Source organism: Streptomyces polygonati, from assembly GCF_042650325.1.
Taxonomy (GTDB): Bacteria; Actinomycetota; Actinomycetes; order Streptomycetales; family Streptomycetaceae; genus Actinacidiphila; species Actinacidiphila polygonati.
Genome location: NZ_JBHSBB010000034.1, coordinates 72316 through 91401 on the forward strand (window position 1 = coordinate 72316; position 19086 = coordinate 91401).

Sequence of the window (19086 nt, forward strand, 5' to 3'; positions counted from 1 at the left end):
AGCCGAAGCTGTCGAACAGCGGTCCCGTACCGTCGGGCAGCCGGACAGCCGTCGATTCCACCTGATCAATCCGATCAATCCGATCAATCGGATCGATCCGAGCAGTCCGAGCAGCCGTCGAGTCGAAGGAGACACGTCGTGGTCGTGGAAGCGCTGCGCGGCGCCCGGGTGGTCGTCACCGGGGCGGGCGGCGGCATCGGAGCCGCCCTCGCCCGCAGATTCGCCGCCGAGGGCGCCCGGGTGGCTGTCAACGACCTCGACGCCGACGCCGCCCGCGAGGTCGCCGCCGAGATCGGCGCCGCCGCCGTACCCGGCGACGCCTCCGGTGTGGTGCCCGCCGCCCGCACCGCGCTCGGCGGCGGCATCGACATCTTCTGCGCCAACGCCGGGGTCGGCACCGGCGGTGGTCCCGAGGCCGACGACGCCGCCTGGGAACTGGCCTGGGACGTCAATGTGATGAGCCATGTCCGCGCGGCCAGGGCGCTGCTGCCCGCGTGGCTGGAGCGCGGCGAGGGCCGTTTCGTGTCCACCGTCTCCGCCGCCGGACTGCTGACGATGATCGGCGCGGCGCCGTACTCGGTCACCAAGCACGGCGCACTCGCCTTCGCCGAGTGGCTCTCGCTCACCTACCGGCACCGCGGTGTCCATGTGCACGCCGTCTGCCCCCAGGGCGTACGGACCGCCATGATCCGCTCGGCCGGCGTCGCGGGCGAACTCGTACTGGCGCCCAACGCCATCGAGCCGGAAGAGGTGGCGCAGGCGGTGATCGAGGGGATCGCGGCCGACCGCTTCCTGATCCTGCCGCACCCGGAGGTCGCCGGATATTACGCGGCCCGTGCCGCCGAGCCCGAACGCTGGCTCCGCGGCATGAACAAGCTCCAGCGCACCTTCGAGGCACGCCAGGCGGAGGCACTGGCCGACGCCCGCGAGGCGCCGGCCCGGGGCATCCCGGCGCCGGAGCCGCACCCGGAATCCGAGAAAGAGGAAAGGGGAGGGGAATCGGCATGATGCGCTACGCCGACCGGCCCTGGCTCAAGCACTTCACCGCGGAGCAGCGGCAGGACGTCGAGCACCCGCCGTCGATCCTGCACAGCTTCCTCGCCACCGCCGAACGCGATCCCGCCCACCCGGCGCTGGCCTACTTCGACGGCACGGTGAGCTACGGCGAACTCGACGCCCTCTCCGACGGCCTGGCCGCATATCTCGCCGGCCGCGGCTTCGCCCCCGGCGACCGGCTCGCGATCATGCTGCAGAACGTGCCGCAGTTCGTGATCGCGCTGCTCGCCGCGTGGAAGGCCGGCGGCTCGGTCGTCCCGGTCAACCCGATGTACAAGGAACAGGAACTGGCGCACATCCTGACCGACTCGGGGGCCGTCGCGATCGTCTGCTCCCGGTCCGCCTGGCACGGCCGCGTCCGCGCCGCCGCGGCCGGCACGCCCGTCCGGATCGCCCTCACCGCGAACGAGTTCGACCTCCAGACCCGCAACGATCCCCGGGTGCTGATCGCCGAGCCGCCGCCCGCCGAGAAGGCCGAGAAGGCCGAGAAAGCCGAGAAGCCCGTCGAGCCCGGGGCCACCGGGGACGCCGGGAAGTCGCAGCAAGCCGGGGCCGAAGCCGCCCCCGAGGACATCCTGGCCGCCGCCCGCGCCGCCGCCGGGCCCCGCCCGGACGTCGCCCTGCCGCGCGCCGCGGACCCCGCCCTGATCAGCTACACCTCCGGCACCACCGGCCGGCCCAAGGGCGCGATCAACACGCACGGCAACATCTCGTACAACGCCCACCGCCAGCTCCGCTTCCAGGCCCTCCCGGCCGGCTCGGTGGTCTTCGCGCTGGCCCCGCTCTTCCACATCACCGGTATGGTCTGCGAACTCGCCACCGCCCTGTCGGCCGGCCACACCGTGGCGCTCGCCTACCGCTTCGAGCCCGGCGTCGTCCTCGACGCCTTCCGCGAGCACCGTCCGGTCTACACCGTCGGCCCCGCCACAGCGTTCATGGCGCTGCTGGCCCGGCCCGACGCCACCGCCGACGACTTCGCGTCCTTCCGGGTGATCTCCTCCGGCGGCGCACCCCTGCCACCGGCCGTCGTGGAGTCCTTCAGGATCCGCTCCGGCGGGCACTACCTCGCCAACGGCTATGGCCTCACCGAGTGCACCGCCCCCTGCGCGAGCGTGCCGATCGGCCGCGAGGCCCCGGTGGACCCGACGTCCGGCACCCTGGCGGTGGGCGTTCCCGGGCCCGCCACCATGATCCGCATCCTCGACGACAGCGGCGCCGAGGTGCCGTTCGGCGAATCCGGCGAGATAGCCGTCAGGGGACCGATGGTCGTACCGGGCTACTGGAACCGGCCGGAGGAGTCCGCGGCCGCGCTGCCCGGCGGGGAACTGCTGACGGGCGACATCGGTTTCATGGACGAGGACGGCTGGCTCTACGTCGTGGACCGCAAGAAGGACATGATCAACGCCTCCGGCTTCAAGGTCTGGCCGCGTGAGGTCGAGGACGTCCTCTACACCCACCCGGCGGTCCGCGAGGCCGCGGTCGTCGGCGTGCCGGACAGCTACCGCGGTGAGAGCGTCAAGGCGTATGTCAGCCTGCGGCCGGGTGCCAGCGCCGATCCGGCCGAACTCATCGCGTACTGCAAGGAACGGCTCGCGGCCTACAAGTATCCGCGGCAGGTCGAGATGCTCGGCGACCTGCCGAAGACGGCGACCGGCAAGATCCTGCGGCGCGAGCTCAAGACCCCGGCCGGATAGGGTCCATACCGGTCGGAACGCCGGTCGGACACCGGTCGGGAGGCAGGCCGCCGCGGACCGCCCCGGGCGGCCGGTCCGACGGGACCGGGCGGCACGGACAACCGGTGGGTACGAGAGAGGGCAGGTCATGGCACGCAACGCGACGAGCGGCACCAGCAACGGCGGCACCGGTACGGCGACCGGTGCCGCGGTCCCCGAGCGACTGCTCGCCGAGGCCACCCGGCTCTTCGCCGGCCGGGGCTACGACCGCACCTCCGTCCAGGAGATCGTCGAGGCGGCCGGCGTCACCAAGGGCGCCCTCTACCACTACTTCGGCTCCAAGGACGATCTGCTGCACGAGATCTACGGCCGGGTGCTGCGGCTGCAGACCGAACGCCTCGACGCGATCGCCGCCCGCCCCAACGACGTACGCGACCGGCTCGCCGAAGCGGCCGCGGACGTGGTGGTCACCAGCATCGAGAACCTGGACGACACCAAGATCTTCTTCCGTTCCATGCACCAGCTCAGCCCGGAGAAGCAGAAGGCGGTACGCGCCGAACGCCGCCGCTACCACGAGACATTCCGCTCGCTGATCGAGGAGGGCCAGCGCGACGGCCACTTCCGCCCGGACGTGCGCCCCGACCTGGTGGTCGACTTCTTCTTCGGCTCGGTGCACCACCTCGGCACCTGGTACCACGCGGACGGCCCGCTGTCCGCGAAAGCGGTCGCCGCCGAGTTCTCCGACCTGCTGCTGCACTCGGTACGGCAGCCCTGAATCCACCGGGAGTCCGACGTGAAGGCATGGCGTGTGCACCAGACCGGACAGCCGCGCGAGGCGATGCGTCTCGACGAGGTCGCCGTCCCCGAGCCCGGACCCGGTGAGGTGCTGCTGAGGGTCCTCGCGGCGAACGTCAACTTCCCCGACGCGCTGCTCTGCCGCGGCGAGTACCAGATCAAGCCGCCGCTGCCCTTCACCCCTGGCGTCGAGATGTGCGGCGAGGTCGTCGCCGCCGGCGAGGGCGTCACCGGTGTGGAATCCGGCGCCCGGGTGATCACCCCGGCGCTGCTGCCCGGCGGGGCCTTCGCCGAGTACGCCGTGGTGACCGCCCGCGGTGTGCTGCCAGCGCCCGAGGCGCTGGACGACGCGGAGGCGGCGGCCCTGCACATCGGCTACCAGACCGGCTGGTTCGGGCTGCACCGCAGGGCCGCGCTGCGCCCCGGCGAGACCCTGCTGGTGCACGCCGCGGCCGGCGGGGTGGGCAGCGCGGCCGTCCAGCTCGGCAAGGCCGCGGGCGCCACCGTGATCGGGGTGGTCGGCGGGGCCGACAAGGTGAAGGCGGCCCGTGAACTCGGCGCGGACATCGTGGTGGACCGCCACCGTGAGGACTTCGTGGCGGTGGTCAAGGAGGCCACCGCCGGCCGCGGCGCGAATGTCGTCTACGACCCGGTGGGCGGCGACGCCTACACCCGGTCCACCAAGTGCGTCGCCTTCGAGGGACGGATCGTGGTGGTCGGCTTCGCGAGCGGCACGATCCCGGCGCCCGCCCTCAACCACGCCCTGGTGAAGAACTACGCGATCCTCGGGCTGCACTGGGGCCTGTACAACGTCCAGGACCCGGTGGCCGTCCACCAGGCCCACGAGGAGCTGACCCGGCTCGCCGCCGAGGGCACGGTGAAGCCCCTGGTCAGCGAGCGGATCGGCTTCGAGGACGCGCCCGACGCGGTGCAGCGGGTCGCCGACGGTACGACGGTGGGCCGGCTGGTCGTGCTGCCCTGACCGGCCGGCGGGCAGGCACCGGCCGTCCGACAGCGGCCCGCGCACGGCAGCCCAAGCCCAGCCGTCAGACGTACTTCTTCAGCTCGCGCCTGGCCAGCGACCGCTTGTGCACCTCGTCCGGACCGTCGGCCAGCCGCAGCGAGCGCGCGGCAACCCACAGCTGGGCCAGCGGGAAGTCCTGGCTGACGCCGCCCGCGCCGTGGGCCTGGATGGCGCGGTCGATGATCCGCTGCACGGCCGCCGGGGTGGCGATCTTGATGGCCTGGATCTCGGTGTGCGCGCCCTGATTGCCCACGGTGTCCATCAGCCAGGCCGTCTTGAGCACCAGCAGCCGCAACTGCTCTATCTCCACCCGGGCTTCGGCGATCCACTCCTGGACCACGCCCTGGGCGGCGATCGGCTTGCCGAAGGCGGTACGGGAGGTCACCCGGCGGCACATCAGCTCAAGGGCCCGCTCGGCCATACCGATCAGCCGCATGCAGTGATGGATCCGGCCGGGCCCCAACCGGGCCTGGGCGATGGCGAAACCGCCGCCCTCCTCGCCGATGATGTTCGCGGCCGGCACCCGCACATCGTGGAAGACCACCTCGGCGTGGCCGCCGTGGTCGCCGTCGTCGAAGCCGAACACCCGCATCCCGCGCCGTACTTCGACGCCGGGGGTGTCGCGCGGCACCAGGATCTGGCTCTGCTGGCGGTGCCGGTCGGCGGCCGGGTCGGTCTTGCCCATCACGATGAAGATCCGGCAGTCGGGGTTCATCGCCCCGGAGATGTACCACTTGCGGCCGTTGATGACATAGCCGTCACCGTCGCGGACGATCCGGGTCTCGATGTTGGTGGCGTCCGAGGAGGCCACGTCCGGTTCCGTCATCGCGAACGCGGACCTGATCTCACCGGCCAGCAGCGGCTCCAGCCACTCCTTGCGCTGCTCGGGAGTGCCGAATTCGGCGAGCACCTCCATGTTGCCGGTGTCGGGGGCCGCGCAGTTGAGGGCCGGCGGGGCCAAATGGGGGCTGCGGCCGGTGAGTTCGGCCAGCGGCGCGTACTGGAGGTTGGTCAGTCCGGCGCCGTGCTCGCCGGGCAGGAACAGATTCCACAGGCCCTGCGCCCTGGCCTCGGCCTTGAGCAGGCGCACGACCGGCGGCGCCGACCAGCGGTCCTCGCCGGTCACCTGCTCGCGCTGCTCGGCGAAGACGGCCTCAGCGGGATACACGTGTTCGTCGAGGAAGGCCCCCAGCCGGGCGCGCAGCTCCTCGGTGCGGGTGTCGTAGCCGAAATCCATGGTGTCAGCCCTCGCTCGTGATGGATCGGACGTCCTGCTGCCGGAGCGTGTGCAGACCGCGCTCGATGAAGCCGGGGACGAGGCCGCCGATCCGGTCGAAGCCGGCGCCGAGGGTGTGGCCGAGCGTCCAGCGGTAATGGATGCCTTCGAGGATCACGGCGACCTTGAGGTAGGCGAAGGCGGTGTACCAGTCGATCGCGGACACGTCCCGGCCGGAGCGCAGCGCGTACCGCTCGATGACCTCGCCGGTGGACGGATGGCCGGGGGAGCCGCCGATGGTGGGCGCGGGCACCGCCTCGTCGGCGCGCAGCTCGCCGTACATCGCCAGCAGGCCGAGGTCGGTCAGCGGGTCGCCGAGGGTGGACATCTCCCAGTCCAGGACGGCCGTGAGGCGCCCGTCGTCGTCGATCAGCACGTTGTCCAGGCGGTAGTCGCCGTGCACGATCGTCGGTTCGGGGGAGGACGGCAGGGTCGCGCCGAGTCGCGCGTGCAGTTCGTCCACCCCGGGCAGGTCACGGCTGCGGGAGGCGTCGAGCTGCTTGCCCCAGCGGCGCAGCTGGCGGTCGAGGAAGCCCTCGGGGCGCCCGAAGCCGGCCAGGCCGACGGCGGCCGGGTCCACCGCGTGCAGATCCACCAGGGTGTCGGTCAGCGTGAGCACGGCCGCCCTGGTCCGCTCCGGCCCGATCGCGCGCAGCTGCCGCTCGTCGCGGTAGGGAGTGCCCCGCACGAACTCCATCACGTAGAAGGGGGCGCCCAGGACCTTCGGGTCCTCGCACAGCGAGATGGTGGCCGGGACGGGTACGGGTGTGCCGGCCAGCGCGCTGATCACCCGGTGCTCCCGGGTCATGTCGTGCGCGGTGGCCAGTACGTGGCCGAGCGGGGGGCGGCGGACCACCCAGGTGCCGGTGCCGTCGGTGACGCGGTAGGTGAGGTTGGACCGGCCGCCCTCGACGAGCCGGGCCCGCAGCTCACCCGCGACCAGCCCCGGGATCTCCCGGTCCAGGTATCCGCGCAGCCGGTCGAGGTCCAGGCCCGGGGGCTCGTCGGTTTCGCTCATGCGTCGTCTCTCCTCGTCAGCCGGTCAGTCGGCCGTTCGTCGGCCGGTCGCGGCCCTTCGTCGGCCGGGTCGATGGTGGCGGGCAGCCGCAGCAGAATCGTACCGACTGGTCGGTATGCCGTCCAGCTTTCGGGCGCCGCGTCCGCATTGACGGCCGGGTGCCATCCCGCCTAGGCTCCGGACTTATGGGTGAACGTGATTCACATACACGTACAGCAGATGATTCCCGGGCGCTGACGGTCGCCGAGGTGCGGCTGACCCCCATCCTCATCTCCGACCCACCGCTGCTCAACACCCAGGGCGTCCACCAGCCGTACACACCGCGACTCATCATCGAGGTCATCACCGCCGACGGTACGACCGGGGTGGGTGAGACGTACGGGGACACGCGCTATCTCGACCTCGCCGCACCGCTGGCCAAGGCGCTGCCGGGCCACTCGGTCAGCGATCTGAACGGCCTGTTCACCCTCGCGGAGCAGGTCTGCGGCGACCCGGCCGATGTCTCGGACTCGGTGGACGTCGGCGGCCTGCGCGGCGTCCAGACCGCCGACAAACTGCGGCTCTCGGTCATCTCCGGCTTCGAGGTGGCCTGCCTGGACGCCCTCGGCAAGAGCGTCGGGCTGCCGGTGCACACGCTGCTCGGCGGCAAGGTCCGCGACAGCGTCGACTACAGCGCCTACCTCTTCTACCGGCTGGCCGCCCATCCTCAGGGCAGCGGCGAGACCGACGACTGGGGCGCCGCGCTCGACCCGGCCGGTGTGGTGGCCCAGGCCCGCCGCTTCGCCGACACCTACGGCTTCGGCTCGTTCAAGCTCAAGGGCGGCGTCTTCCCGCCCGAGCAGGAGATCGCCGCCGTCCGCGCGCTGGCCGAGGCCTTCCCCGGGCAGCCCCTGCGGCTCGACCCCAACGGCGCCTGGTCGGTGGAGACCTCCCTCGCCGTCGCCCGCGAACTCGGCGACGTACTGGAGTACCTGGAGGACCCGGCCAGCACCACCGACCGGATGGCACGGGTCGCGGCCGGCACCGAGGTGCCGCTGGCCACCAACATGTGCGTGACGACCTTCCCCGAGATCGAGGAGGCCTTCACCCGCAAGGCCGTCCAGGTGGTGCTCTCCGACCACCACTACTGGGGCGGGCTGCGCAACACCCAGCAACTCGCCGCGATCTGCCGCACGTTCGGCGTCGGCCTGTCGATGCACTCCAACACCCACCTGGGCATCAGCCTGGCCGCCATGAACCATGTCGCCGCCACCGTGCCCAACCTCGACTACGCCTGCGACACCCACTACCCCTGGCAGACCGAGGACGTCATCACCCGGCGGCACGTCTTCACCGGCGGCCGGCTCGCCGTCAGCGACCTGCCCGGCCTCGGTGTGGAACTCGACCACGACGCCCTCGCCGTACTGCACCGCCGCTGGCTGGCCGACGACGGCGCCCTGCGCGACCGCGACGACGCCGCCGCGATGCGCAAGGCCGACCCCGGGTGGCGGACGCCCTCGGTCCCGCGCTGGTAGCACGGCCCGGGCGGACCCGGCGCCCCCGGCGGGCGTCAGAAGAGCAGCGCCGCGCCGAACACCGCGAAGGCGACCGTACAGCCCGCCACCGACACCGCCGCCCAGGACGGCAGTACGGGCGGCCCGCCGACCGCCTCCGCGCCGAGCCGCTGGATGCGCCGGTGGGCGAGCCACAGGAAGACCACGAAGGCGAGGACCACCAGGCACAGCGCCGAGGCGGTCAGCGGGCCGCCGTCGGTGCGCAGCGCCTGCCGGACCGCCAGCAGCGCGGTGACCGCGCACGACAGCGTCGTCCGCCGCCAGGCCAGCCGGGTGCGCTCCGGCTGCAGACCCGGATCGCGGTCCGTCTCGACCCCGGTCACCCGGGAAGCCCCGGACGGCCCGGGGCGCGGTCGGTCCGCGGCGTCACTCATCCGGCCCAGCCGAACACCACGACCGCCACCATCGCCACCGCCAGCACGGCGACCAGCATGGCCAGCAGGGCGGGGAAACGGGAGACGGGCAGGTCCGCGCCCGTACGGATGGCGCGTTCGCAGCGGACCCAGTGGTTCACCGCGCGCAGCGTGCAGGCGAAGCCGCCCGCCAGCAGGGCGAGGGCCAGCACGACCCGGACCCAGTGGGCTAGGTGGTCGGTGAGGAACTGGTCGACCGCGAAGCCGCCGCCGATCAGCGCGAGCGCGGTCCTTATCCAGGCGAGGAAGGTGCGCTCGTTGGCCAGCGAGAAGCGGTAGTCCGGCGTGGTGCCCTCCCGCCGCACCCGGGCCGGCGCGAACCACAGGCCCACCGACTCCCGCAACCCCCGCAGCCCGCCCGCATCGCTCACCCGGCCACCCTAACCAGGCCCCTCCGGCACCGGCCCACCCGCACCGCCGGGGCGCAGGGCGATCAGCCTGTGGTACGCCGCCAGGCCGTCCGGCACCCATTCCCACTCCGGCAGCCGCGCGGTCAGCTCCTCCTCGGTGAGGAAGGTGTGCCAGGCCACCTCCTCCGGCTGCGGCGCCACCGGCAGTTCGCACCGCACCTGGTAGACGGCCGACCACCAGCGGCGCGGGCCGTCCTCGTAGAGGAAGCGGAACAGCGGTTCGGGCTGCGGCAGCCCGCTGACACCGAGTTCCTCCTCGGCCTCGCGCAGCGCCGTCTCGTCATAGCTCTCGCCCGCGCCCACCACGCCGCCGACGAACATGTCGTACAGCGAGGGGAAGACCAGCTTCCGCGCGGTGCGGCGGTGCACGAAGATCCGGTCCTGGGCGTCGCGGGCCAGGATGAACGCGCAGCGGTGCCGCAGGCCGCGGGCGTAGGCCTCGCCGCGCGGCGACCGGCCGACGACGTTGTCGTGCTCGTCGACGATGTCGATGATCTCGTCGGCGGACAAAGGGGGTTCGGCGGCTGCCGGTCCGCCCGGCTCCGGTGGCTGCTGGCTGCTCATGCGGTCGATTGAATCATCCGCCGGCCACCACACGGCCGTCGTACGGCTGTCGATCCCTGTTGGCCGGGCGGGTCTTGCGCCGCGCCGGTCCCGGCAAGATGATCGGGCGGGACGATGACCCCGGAGCGAAGTGACGGGAGCGTACGGTGAGCGATCCGACGAGGGCGCGTCAGGAGCCGCTGCGTATCGCCAACTGCTCCGGCTACTACGGCGACCGGCTCTCCGCCGCCCGGGAGATGGTCGAGGGCGGGCCCATCGACGTCCTGACCGGGGACTATCTCGCCGAGCTGACCATGCTGCTGCTGTGGAAGGCCCGGCAGCGCGACCCCGACGGCGGCTACGCCGTGTCCTTCCTGGCCCAGATGCGGGACGTGCTCGGCGCCTGCCTGGAGCGCGGCACGAAGATCGTGGTCAACGCGGGCGGCCTCAATCCGGCCGGGCTGGCCCAGAAGCTGCGCGAACTCGCCGCGCTCGGCGGCCTGCACCCCTCGGTCGCCCATGTCGAGGGCGACGACCTGCTGGACCGGCTGCCCCAACTCCAGGCCCGGGGCCACGACTTCGCCCACCTGGCCAGCGGCCGCCCGCTGGCCGGCTCCGGGGTCGTCCCGCTCACCGCGAACGCCTACCTGGGCGGCTGGGGGATCGCCGAGGCGCTGCGGGCCGGCGCCGACGTGGTGATCTGCGGCCGGGTCACCGACGCCTCGCTGGTCGTCGGACCGGCGGCCTGGGCCTTCGACTGGGCGCCGGACGACTGGGACCGGCTGGCCGGCGCCGTGACGGCGGGCCACATCATCGAGTGCGGCACCCAGGCCACCGGCGGCAACTACGCCTTCTTCACCGAGATCCCCGACCCCGTGCACCCCGGCTTCCCGATCGCCGAGCTGCACCCCGACGGCTCCAGCGTCATCACCAAGCACCCCGGCACCGGCGGCGCGGTCACCGTCGGCACCGTCACCGCCCAACTGCTCTACGAGACAGGCCACCCCGCCTACCTCAACGCCGATGTGGTGGCCCGCTTCGACACGATACGGCTCAGCCAGCAGGGACCCGACCGGGTCGCGGTCGGCCCGGTCACCGGCGAGCCGGCGCCCGCCACCCTCAAGGTCTGCCTCAACCACCGCGGCGGCTACCGCAACTCGGCGACCTTCGTCCTCACCGGCCTCGACCTCGACGCCAAGGCCGACTTCGCCGAGGCCACCCTGCTCGACGCCACCGGCGGCCCCGGCCGCTTCGCGACCTACGACCTGCGGCGCGAGCACGGCGGCGAGGCCGACCGGCTCACCCTCACTGTCAAGGACCCCGACCCGGAGAAGGCCGGCCGCGGCTTCTTCTCCGCCGTCGCCGGCACCGCGCTGGCCGGCTATCCCGGGCTCCATCTGGAGCACGCCGCGCCGAAAGCCACCGAGTACGGCGTCTACTGGCCGGCCCTGATCGCGGCCGGGGAGGTCCCGGAGCATGTGGTGCTGGACGACGGCACCCGGCTGCCCGTGCCCCGGGCCGCGCCCGTCCCGCCGTCCCCGCCCGCGCCGCCGTCCCCGCCCGCGGACCGGCCGGCCACGGACGCCGTACCGCCCGCGCCCGTACCCCCCTCGACCGCCGCCCCCGAGGCCGGCCCGGCGCGCCCGGAGCGGCCCGGGACTCCGGCGGGGCGCGGCCGTACCGTACGGCTGCCGCTCGGCACCCTGATCGGCGCCCGCTCCGGCGACAAGGGCGGGGACGCCAATGTGGGGCTGTGGGCCGGCGACGACGAGACCTACGCGTGGCTGCGGGACTACCTGGATGTGACCCGGCTGCGCGACCTGCTCCCGGAGACCGCGAAATCGCCGGTGAGCCGCTATGAACTTCCCCTGCTGCGGGCGCTGAACTTCGTGGTGCACGGCCTGCTCGGGGACGGCGTGGCGGCGTCGACCGCCGCCGACCCGCAGGCCAAGGCGCTGGGGGAGCGGCTGCGCGCCTGCCGGGCCGACATCCCCGAGGAACTGCTGGCCCGTTCGGGCCGCTGAGCTTCGCGCCCGTCCGGAAGGTCTTCGCCCGGCCCTCGCGGGTGCCCTCGCGCCGCCTCGCGGGCGCTCTCGCCCGCCCGCCACGAGGCCCCGCCGGGGTGCAGCGAGTTGCGCCGCCTCCCGCGCGCCTGACACGCCAAGGATCGGGCTATTCGTAGTCTTTCAGTCTGTACGGCCATATAGGGGCGTTCTGTGGGACGAACCCGGACCGACACCGGCACAAGACGACTGGAGACCCGTTGAGTTCCCCGCAGCCCAAGACCTCCGACGAACCCGCGGCGGCGCCGCCCCCACCGGACCCCCAAGGCCGAGCCGGCAAGATCGGCGTGTCATGGCTGACCTCCACCGATCACAAGACGATCGGCTCCCTGTACCTGATCACCTCCTTCCTCTTCTTCCTGCTGGCCGGCCTCTTCGCGATGCTGATGCGGGCCGAACTGGCGAGACCTGGCAATCAGTTCCTGTCCAATGAGCAGTACAACCAGCTGTTCACCATGCACGGCACCGCGATGCTGCTGATGTTCGCGACCCCGCTGTTCGCCGGTTTCACCAACTGGATCATGCCGTTGCAGCTCGGCGCGCCCGATGTCGCGTTCCCGCGGCTGAACATGCTGGCCTACTGGCTGTATCTGTTCGGCTCGCTGATCGCGATGGGCGGTTTCCTGACCCCGAACGGGTCCGCGTCCTTCGGCTGGTTCGCCTACTCGCCGCTGACCGACTCGGTGCACTCGCCCGGGGTCGGCGGCGATCTGTGGATCATGGGCCTGGCGCTTTCCGGCTTCGGCACCATCATCGGCGCGGTCAACTTCATCACCACGATCATCTGCATGCGGGCCCCCGGGATGACGATGTTCCGGATGCCGATCTTCTGCTGGAACGTACTGCTGACCGCCGTGCTGGTCCTGATGGCGTTCCCGGTGCTGGCCGGCGCGCTGCTGATGCTGGAGGCGGACCGGAGATTCAGGGCGCACGTCTTCGAAGCGACCAACGGCGGGCCGCTGTTGTGGGAGCACCTCTTCTGGTTCTTCGGCCATCCGGAGGTGTACATCATCGCGCTGCCCTTCTTCGGCATCATCTCCGAGGTCATTCCGGTCTTCAGCCGCAAGCCGATGTTCGGTTACATCGGTCTGGTGGCCGCGACGATTTCCATCGCCGGTCTGTCCGTGACCGTGTGGGCGCACCACATGTTCGTCACCGGAGCGGTGCTGCTGCCGTTCTTCTCCTTCATGTCCTTCCTCATCGCGGTGCCGACCGGGGTGAAGTTCTTCAACTGGATCGGCACGATGTGGAAGGGGTCACTCAGTTTCGAGACCCCGATGCTGTGGGCGATCGGATTCCTGGTGACTTTCCTCTTCGGCGGTCTGACCGGGATCATCCTCGCGGCACCGCCCTTGGATTTCCATGTCTCCGACTCCTACTTCGTGGTGGCGCATTTCCATTACGTGGTGTTCGGCACGGTGGTGTTCGCGATGTTCTCCGGCTTCTACTTCTGGTGGCCGAAGATGACCGGCAAGATGCTGGACGAGCGGCTCGGCAAGATCAACTTCTGGACGCTCTTCCTCGGCTTCCACGGCACCTTCCTGGTCCAGCACTGGCTGGGCGTCGAGGGCATGCCGCGCCGCTACGCCGACTATCTGGCCGCGGACCACATCACCACCTTGAACACCTTCTCCTCGATCAGCTCCTTCGTGCTCGGACTGTCGGTGCTGCCGTTCTTCTACAACGTCTGGAAGACCGCCAAGTACGGCAAGAAGGTCGAGGTCGACGACCCCTGGGGCTACGGCCGTTCGCTGGAGTGGACCACCTCCTGCCCGCCGCCGCGGCACAACTTCGTCACCCTGCCGCGTATCCGCTCCGAATCCCCGGCGTTCGACCTGCACCACCCGGAGATCTCGGCAGCCGAACTGATCACCCACCCGCCGGACCGCGAGCTGGCCGGCTCCGAGGGCCCGCCCCGCGGTGAGGGCGAGGACAAGAAATAGTCCGGCGGACGAGAAGACCCGACAGGCGAGAAGGCCCGACAGGAGAGAACGAGGAGTCATCCGTGCCCCCAGGTCAGGACGCGGTCCGCGGGATGGCCCAGCTGGAGGGCTACCTCATGTGGAGCGCCGAGATCGAGGAAGCCGACCGCCGGGCCGCACTGTTCGCCGACCGGCTCCCCTGGCTGACCACCGGGCAGCGCGCCGATGTGGAACGCCTCTACAGCGCCGAACGCCTGGCCGTCACACAGCACGCGCTCGCCCGCATCGCCGAACGTACGTACGACCTCCAGGGCGAGTACGCCGAGCGCTACCGGCAGCTGAGAGCGCGCTGCGTGGCCGGCACCCTGGCGGGCGTCGGGTGCGCCAGCGCCGTCTGCGCGCTCCTCGGTGTCTTCAACCGGTGACGGCGGCCGGCTGAAGCGCGCCGGCTTTCTTACACGTCTCTTACGGGCCGGACCGGACCGGCCCGCGGAGGAACACGTGCCCCGGGCGTCACGTTGACCCCGCCGAGAGAGAGGTCACCGAGATGACGCACACGGACAAGACCCAGGACGCGGCAGAGGTGGCGCGGCGCGCCCGGTTCGGCGCACTGCCGGCGCGGATCCGGCTGGAGGACACCGTCGAGGAACTGCCGGCCACCGTGCCGGACCCGGCGAAGAACACCTACAGCGATGACGACTGGCTCATTCACAACGTGGTGTGACGCGGCGAGCCGGCCTGCCCGGTGTCGCCGCCGGACGCGGTTCAGCAAGGGCGGGCGCCCCGGCGCCCGCCCTTCCTATTCGACGGGCCACCGCGCAAAGAGACGCGCGCCCGCGCACCGGCGGGATACGCGGTGGAAAAGTGGTCGATCTTTTGCAGATCCAGAACACACCGTTGCCCTGACAGTGACATTCGCGGGGTCATCATGGGTTTTGTCCGAGGGCGTAGGGCCCGAGGGGGTAGCGAGGGGCGTGACCCATGGAAGCCGACGTGCTGCGCAAGGCGATATTCCTGCTGCGTGATTGCCGCGAGTCGGAGCAGCAGGTCGTCACCCGGCTCAAGGACTATTTTCCCGAGCTGACGGTGGGGGACCGCGAGATGTACACCAGCGAGGCCTGGGACCTGATGCACGGCACCCACCCGGCGATATGACTCCCGGCGCCGCCGCGCCACGGTGCATGATCGGCGCATGAGCAATCTCGATGTGCGACCGGCGGCCACCGCGTGCGGCGGACGCGAAGACGTCTCCGCCTCCCCGGTCCGCGAACTGCTGACCGCCCGCACCGTGCCGCTGGGCGAGAGCACCGAGGTACGGCGGCTGCTGCCCAATCTCGGCCGCCGGATGGTCGGAGCCTGGTGCTTCGTCGACCACTACGGGCCCGACGACATTGCCGGGGAACCCGGGATGCAGGTGCCGCCGCACCCGCACACCGGTCTGCAGACGGTCAGCTGGCTGCACGAGGGCGAGGTGCTGCACCGCGACAGCCTCGGCAGCGAGCAGACGGTCCGCCCGCGTGAGCTGGGCCTGATGACCTCGGGGCGCGCCATCGCGCACAGCGAGGAATCCCCCCGCGACCACCCCCGCCTCCTGCACGGCGCCCAGCTCTGGGTGGCCCTCCCCGACGCCCACCGCCACCGCGACCCCGCCTTCGAGCACCACACCGGACTGCCCGAGGTGACCGGCGGCAACGGCCTGCACGCCACCGTCATCCTGGGCGAACTGGACGGCGCCCGGTCCCCCGGCACCACCCACACCCCGCTGGTCGGCGCCGATCTCACCCTGGCCGCCGGCACCTCGGCCGCCCTCCCGGTGGACCCCGACTTCGAGTACGCCGTCCTCACCATGTCCGGCGAGGCCGAGGTCGACGGCGTCCGCCTGCCCCCCGACTCCATGCTCTACCTGGGCTGCGGCCGCACCACCCTCGCGCTGCGCGCCGAGGTCAACAGCTCCCTGATGCTCCTGGGCGGCGAGCCCTTCGAGGAGCACATCGTCATGTGGTGGAACTTCATCGGCAGATCCCACGAGGACATCGCACAGGCCCGCGAGGACTGGAAAACCGGTACTCGTTTCGGCGAAGTAAACGGCTACGACGGTGCCCGACTCTCGGCCCCGACCCTCCCACCAACCCCGCTGAAACCCCGTGGGCGCACCCGCTGACCTGGGCTTTAACGCTAGCGGGGCGGACGTCGCCCAATGATCCTCAAGGCCTGGACGAGTAGTTCCGATGTCTCGGGTTCTGCGGTTTCGGGTCTGGGCAGCAGGAAGGGTGTTCAGCATCGGGTTGTGACGACCGAAGAACTGAACACCCTCCTGACGGCACTCCGTGGTCGGCGGTGGGCCGATCACCGCCGAACCCTGGAGGCCATCGCGTGGAAGTGCCGCACCTGCTCGCCTTGGCGAGACCTGCCGGACGAGCTCGGCTCGTTCCAGACCGCCCACAAGCGGCTGATCAGGTGGGCCATGGATGGGACCTGGGAGCGCATTCTTGCCGCAGTGTTGGCAGCGGCCGACAGTGCTGACGACATTGGCTGGACCGTGTCGGTGGACTCCACCGTCTGCCGCGCCCACCAGCATTCCGCCGATGCCGGGAGAAAGGGGCGCCAGGGGCGGGCCGAACCCGAAGACCACGCGCTCGGCCGCTCCCGAGGCGGCCTGAGCACGAAGGTCCACCTCGTCAGCGACAGCCATGCACGGCCTCTGGCCCTTCGCGTCACCGCAGGCCAGGCGGGCGACGCCCCGGTCTTCGAGACCGTGATGGCCGCCATCGGTGTTCCGCGTAGCGGAACCGGAAGGCCGAGAAACCGCCCGGACGTCGTCCTGGCGGACCGTGCATACTCATCCCGCTCGATCCGGAATCACCTTCGCAGACGCGGGATCCGCACTGTCATCCCCCAGCCCGCCGACCAGGTTGGCCATCGGCTGAGCTTGTTTTTAAACGACCGTATTGGTTCGGCGAGTTGAATGCCTTCTGACCAGCACGGGGCGCGCCGATGCGGCTGTCCGATGTGCTGAGCCCTGTCAACGGTGCGCATGCGGGCGTTCCGATAGGCGGAATTGGACATTCCTGCGGGTCCGATGACGATTCCTCGTGAGGCAGTCCCGCTCACTGTTGTCATGTACGGGAGCCGTCTTCATAAGCGGTGTCGTCCGAGCCAGAAGGAGTAGCAATATGCTTAGGACGGTCAGATCACGGGTGGGGATCCTCGCTGGTGCCTTGGGACTCGCGTTTGCTGGCGCTTCCTCCGCGTCGGCGGCGGCACCTCAGCCCGCCTCGCACCACGACGCTACAGTGGTGGCCCAGACTGTGCCGGTTTCTGCCTCCGCGCTTCCCTGCTGGACCTCGTTCGACCCCCCTGCCCCGCACGGCGCCCCGATGTACCAGTATTACCTGAACTGCGGCAGCGCCACAGTGACGGTGTGCTCGGTCTACATCGCCCCGAACGGACAGCTCTTCCAGGCGGGCGGCCCCGTGACGGTGAAGCCGACTTACTACGCATGGTGGTACATCAATCCGACTGAAGTGACTGGCAGGTATACGACCGCCTTCTGCACCTGAGTCGGTTCGGCGAGTTGAGTGCCTGCTGACCAGCACAGGTTGGTGTGACAGTGGTGCGGCCTTGGTGTGATCATGTGCGTTGTCGAGACGCTGTTGATCATGCCAAGGCCGCGAGGGTGAGTCTGCTGCACGACGCTGTACGCGTCGAGTCCCTGACCGTGTTGTCCCGGTTCCGGACCGACTTCTACGAGTGCCTGACTGCCCGCGCGGACGCGTTGTTCGAGCTGACGGACGCCGTTTTGTGCACGGACGGACCGGTGCGGTCGCTCGTGGAACTCGCGCTGGCACCCGAACACCGCCGGGGTCACAGCGCCCTTTACGCCGGCCTGAACCGTGGCCGGGTGGATGTCGCCCGGCTGCGGCGGGCCCTGGCCGGGGTGCCGCTGCCGGGCGGCCGATGGTCGGCTGGTCCTGGCGGTTGATGTCTCGCCGTGGTTGCGGCCGGACGCCGGCACCGTGCCGGACCGCTCGTTCTGCCACACCTACGGCCGCGGCAGCGCCAAGCACCAGGTGATGCCCGGCTGGCCGTACTCGGTCGTCGTCGCGCTGAAGACTGGCCGCACCTCCTGGTCCGCCCTCCTGGACGCGGTCCGCCTCCCCCCGGCGCCGGCGTTCGGCGCCACCGACGTGCTGGCCGCACGGGGCGAGGAGGGTGTGGCCGCGGTGCGCGAACTGACCGGCGGGCGCGGCACTGGGCGGGTGCTGGAGTGCGTGGGCCTCGAAGACGCCCTGGTGCAGGCCGCGGGAGTGGTCCGGGACGGCGGCACCATCAGCCGTGTCGGCGCCCCGCAGTACCCGCGGGTTCCGCTCGGGTTTCCCGAGTTCATGCGCAACATCACCCTGACCGGCGGTGTCGCCCCCGCCCGCGCCTACATCAACGAACTCATGCCGCACATCCTGGACTGCAGCATCCGCCCCGGCCGCAACGCCGATCGAGGACACCGTCGGGGCGCTGGCCGAGCTGGTGGCCGAGGGCAAGATACGGCACATAGGCCTGTCCGAGGCCGGGCCCGACACCATCCGCCGCGCGCACGCCGTCCACCCGGTCACCGCGGTGCAGTCGGAGTACTCGCTGTTCACCCGCGACCCCGAGACCCGTGTCCTGCCGGTGCTGCGTGAGCTGAACATCGGCTTCGTGCCGTTCTCCCCGCTCGGCCGCGGCTTCCTGACCGGCGCGATCCGCTCCCCGGAGCAGTTCGCCGCCGGCGACTTCCGCGCCGACAACCCCCGCTTCGCCGACGAGAACTTCCAGCACAACCTGAGCCTGGCCGACCAGGTCGCCGCCATCGCCGCCGAGACCGGCGCCGCTCCCGGACAGGTCGCGCTGGCCTGGCTGCTCGCGCAGGGCGAGAACATCGCCCCGATCCCCGGCACCCGCCGTATCCAGCGCGTCGAGGAGAACACCGCCGCCGACGCCCTCCAGCTCACCGACGAGCAACTGTCCCGCCTCAGCGCCCTTCCCCCGGCCGCCGGACAGACCCACAACCCGGCGCAGATGGAGATGATGGAGCGCTGATGAGCGGCACCAGCCCCCGTGTGGCACCCGACCTGGTGCGCCAGCATGCCCCCAAGCTGGCCGACCTCACCGACGACGTACTGTTCGCCGACGTATGGCAGCGCCCGGGCCTTTCCCCGCGCGACCGCAGCCTGACCACCGTCGCAGCCCTGGTCGCCCTCGGCCGCGACGCCCAGCTGACCGGCCACCTGCACCGCGCCTTGGACAACGGCCTGAGCACCGACGAACTCGCCGAGGCCATCACCCACCTCGCCTTCTACGCCG

The 19086-nt window shown here is 71.2% G+C and carries 17 protein-coding genes and 4 pseudogenes; 16 read left to right on the plus strand and 5 right to left on the minus strand.

The features are described from left to right. Positions 1-144: 144 nt before the first annotated feature. The 4 genes from ACFO3J_RS32065 (at position 145) to ACFO3J_RS32080 (ending at position 4506) form a co-directional block, all read left to right on the plus strand. Positions 145-1008 carry an SDR family oxidoreductase gene (locus ACFO3J_RS32065; RefSeq protein WP_386437173.1) on the plus strand — a complete coding sequence of 288 codons (864 nt, stop codon included), beginning with the start codon at positions 145-147 and terminating at the stop codon, positions 1006-1008. Next, complete coding sequence (locus ACFO3J_RS32070) at positions 1005-2750, plus strand: AMP-binding protein (protein ID WP_386437087.1); 1746 nt, start codon at positions 1005-1007, stop codon at positions 2748-2750. The genes ACFO3J_RS32065 and ACFO3J_RS32070 overlap by 4 nt, the downstream gene beginning before the upstream one ends. Positions 2751-2877: 127 nt before the next feature. Continuing rightward, on the plus strand, positions 2878-3504 hold the full coding sequence (locus tag ACFO3J_RS32075; RefSeq protein WP_386437090.1) for a TetR/AcrR family transcriptional regulator: 627 nt from the start codon (positions 2878-2880) through the stop codon (positions 3502-3504). A gap of 18 nt (positions 3505-3522) precedes the next feature. After that, entirely contained in the window at positions 3523-4506 is a 984-nt protein-coding gene (locus tag ACFO3J_RS32080) for an NADPH:quinone oxidoreductase family protein (RefSeq protein WP_386437093.1), read from the plus strand. Positions 4507-4570: 64 nt separating this feature from the next. Here the strand turns inward: ACFO3J_RS32080 and ACFO3J_RS32085 are convergent, their stop codons facing one another. Both ACFO3J_RS32085 and ACFO3J_RS32090 read right to left on the minus strand, forming a co-directional pair. Next, positions 4571-5785 (minus strand): acyl-CoA dehydrogenase family protein, encoded by a 1215-nt coding sequence (locus tag ACFO3J_RS32085; RefSeq protein ID WP_386437096.1) that lies wholly within the window; start codon positions 5783-5785, stop codon positions 4571-4573. Between the two features lie 4 nt (positions 5786-5789). Beyond that, on the minus strand, positions 5790-6842 hold the full coding sequence (locus tag ACFO3J_RS32090; RefSeq protein WP_386437098.1) for a phosphotransferase family protein: 1053 nt from the start codon (positions 6840-6842) through the stop codon (positions 5790-5792). Between the two features lie 185 nt (positions 6843-7027). On the opposite strand from ACFO3J_RS32090, the gene ACFO3J_RS32095 reads away from it, so the two are divergent. Further along, positions 7028-8356, plus strand: coding sequence for a glucarate dehydratase family protein (locus ACFO3J_RS32095; protein WP_386437101.1), 1329 nt, complete (start codon positions 7028-7030; stop codon positions 8354-8356). A gap of 35 nt (positions 8357-8391) precedes the next feature. Here the strand turns inward: ACFO3J_RS32095 and ACFO3J_RS32100 are convergent, their stop codons facing one another. The 3 genes from ACFO3J_RS32100 to ACFO3J_RS32110 are packed head-to-tail and all read right to left on the minus strand — an operon-like array spanning position 8392 to position 9782. After that, complete coding sequence (locus ACFO3J_RS32100) at positions 8392-8769, minus strand: DUF202 domain-containing protein (RefSeq protein ID WP_386437104.1); 378 nt, start codon at positions 8767-8769, stop codon at positions 8392-8394. Next, a complete protein-coding gene (locus ACFO3J_RS32105) occupies positions 8766-9179 on the minus strand; it encodes a YidH family protein (RefSeq protein ID WP_386437106.1) in 414 nt (137 codons plus the stop codon). Before ACFO3J_RS32105 ends, ACFO3J_RS32100 begins: the two co-directional genes overlap by 4 nt. A gap of 9 nt (positions 9180-9188) precedes the next feature. Beyond that, positions 9189-9782: an NUDIX hydrolase gene (locus ACFO3J_RS32110; RefSeq protein ID WP_386437109.1), complete on the minus strand. Its 594-nt coding sequence runs from the start codon at positions 9780-9782 to the stop codon at positions 9189-9191. Positions 9783-9928: 146 nt separating this feature from the next. Here ACFO3J_RS32110 and ACFO3J_RS32115 point away from each other — a divergent pair, with 146 nt between their 5' ends. From ACFO3J_RS32115 to ACFO3J_RS32165, 11 genes and pseudogenes are all read left to right on the plus strand, one after another. Then, complete coding sequence (locus ACFO3J_RS32115) at positions 9929-11785, plus strand: acyclic terpene utilization AtuA family protein (RefSeq protein ID WP_386437111.1); 1857 nt, start codon at positions 9929-9931, stop codon at positions 11783-11785. Positions 11786-12024: 239 nt separating this feature from the next. After that, the gene (gene ctaD / locus ACFO3J_RS32120) at positions 12025-13767 is read left to right on the plus strand and encodes an aa3-type cytochrome oxidase subunit I (protein ID WP_386437114.1); all 1743 of its coding nucleotides are present in this window, start codon (positions 12025-12027) and stop codon (positions 13765-13767) included. 62 nt (positions 13768-13829) lie between these two features. Further along, the gene (locus tag ACFO3J_RS32125; protein ID WP_386437117.1) at positions 13830-14171 is read left to right on the plus strand and encodes a hypothetical protein; all 342 of its coding nucleotides are present in this window, start codon (positions 13830-13832) and stop codon (positions 14169-14171) included. 122 nt (positions 14172-14293) lie between these two features. Then, complete coding sequence (locus ACFO3J_RS32130; RefSeq protein ID WP_386437120.1) at positions 14294-14470, plus strand: hypothetical protein; 177 nt, start codon at positions 14294-14296, stop codon at positions 14468-14470. A gap of 257 nt (positions 14471-14727) precedes the next feature. Beyond that, positions 14728-14901, plus strand: coding sequence for a hypothetical protein (locus ACFO3J_RS32135; protein ID WP_386437122.1), 174 nt, complete (start codon positions 14728-14730; stop codon positions 14899-14901). A 37-nt stretch (positions 14902-14938) separates the two neighbouring features. Beyond that, on the plus strand, positions 14939-15907 hold the full coding sequence (locus tag ACFO3J_RS32140) for a pirin family protein (RefSeq protein WP_386437125.1): 969 nt from the start codon (positions 14939-14941) through the stop codon (positions 15905-15907). A 162-nt stretch (positions 15908-16069) separates the two neighbouring features. Next, positions 16070-16672 (plus strand): annotated as a pseudogene (locus tag ACFO3J_RS32145) (IS5 family transposase); the annotation flags it as partial. Between the two features lie 370 nt (positions 16673-17042). Then, on the plus strand, positions 17043-17306 hold the full coding sequence (locus tag ACFO3J_RS32150; protein ID WP_386437128.1) for a hypothetical protein: 264 nt from the start codon (positions 17043-17045) through the stop codon (positions 17304-17306). Between the two features lie 116 nt (positions 17307-17422). Then, positions 17423-18137 (plus strand): annotated as a pseudogene (locus ACFO3J_RS32155) (transposase); the annotation flags it as partial. 94 nt (positions 18138-18231) lie between these two features. Then, positions 18232-18822, plus strand: a pseudogene (locus tag ACFO3J_RS32160) (aldo/keto reductase); the annotation flags it as partial. Beyond that, a pseudogene (locus tag ACFO3J_RS32165) lies at positions 18822-19061 on the plus strand (carboxymuconolactone decarboxylase family protein); the annotation flags it as partial. The pseudogenes ACFO3J_RS32160 and ACFO3J_RS32165, both read left to right, overlap by 1 nt. Positions 19062-19086 lie beyond the last annotated feature (25 nt).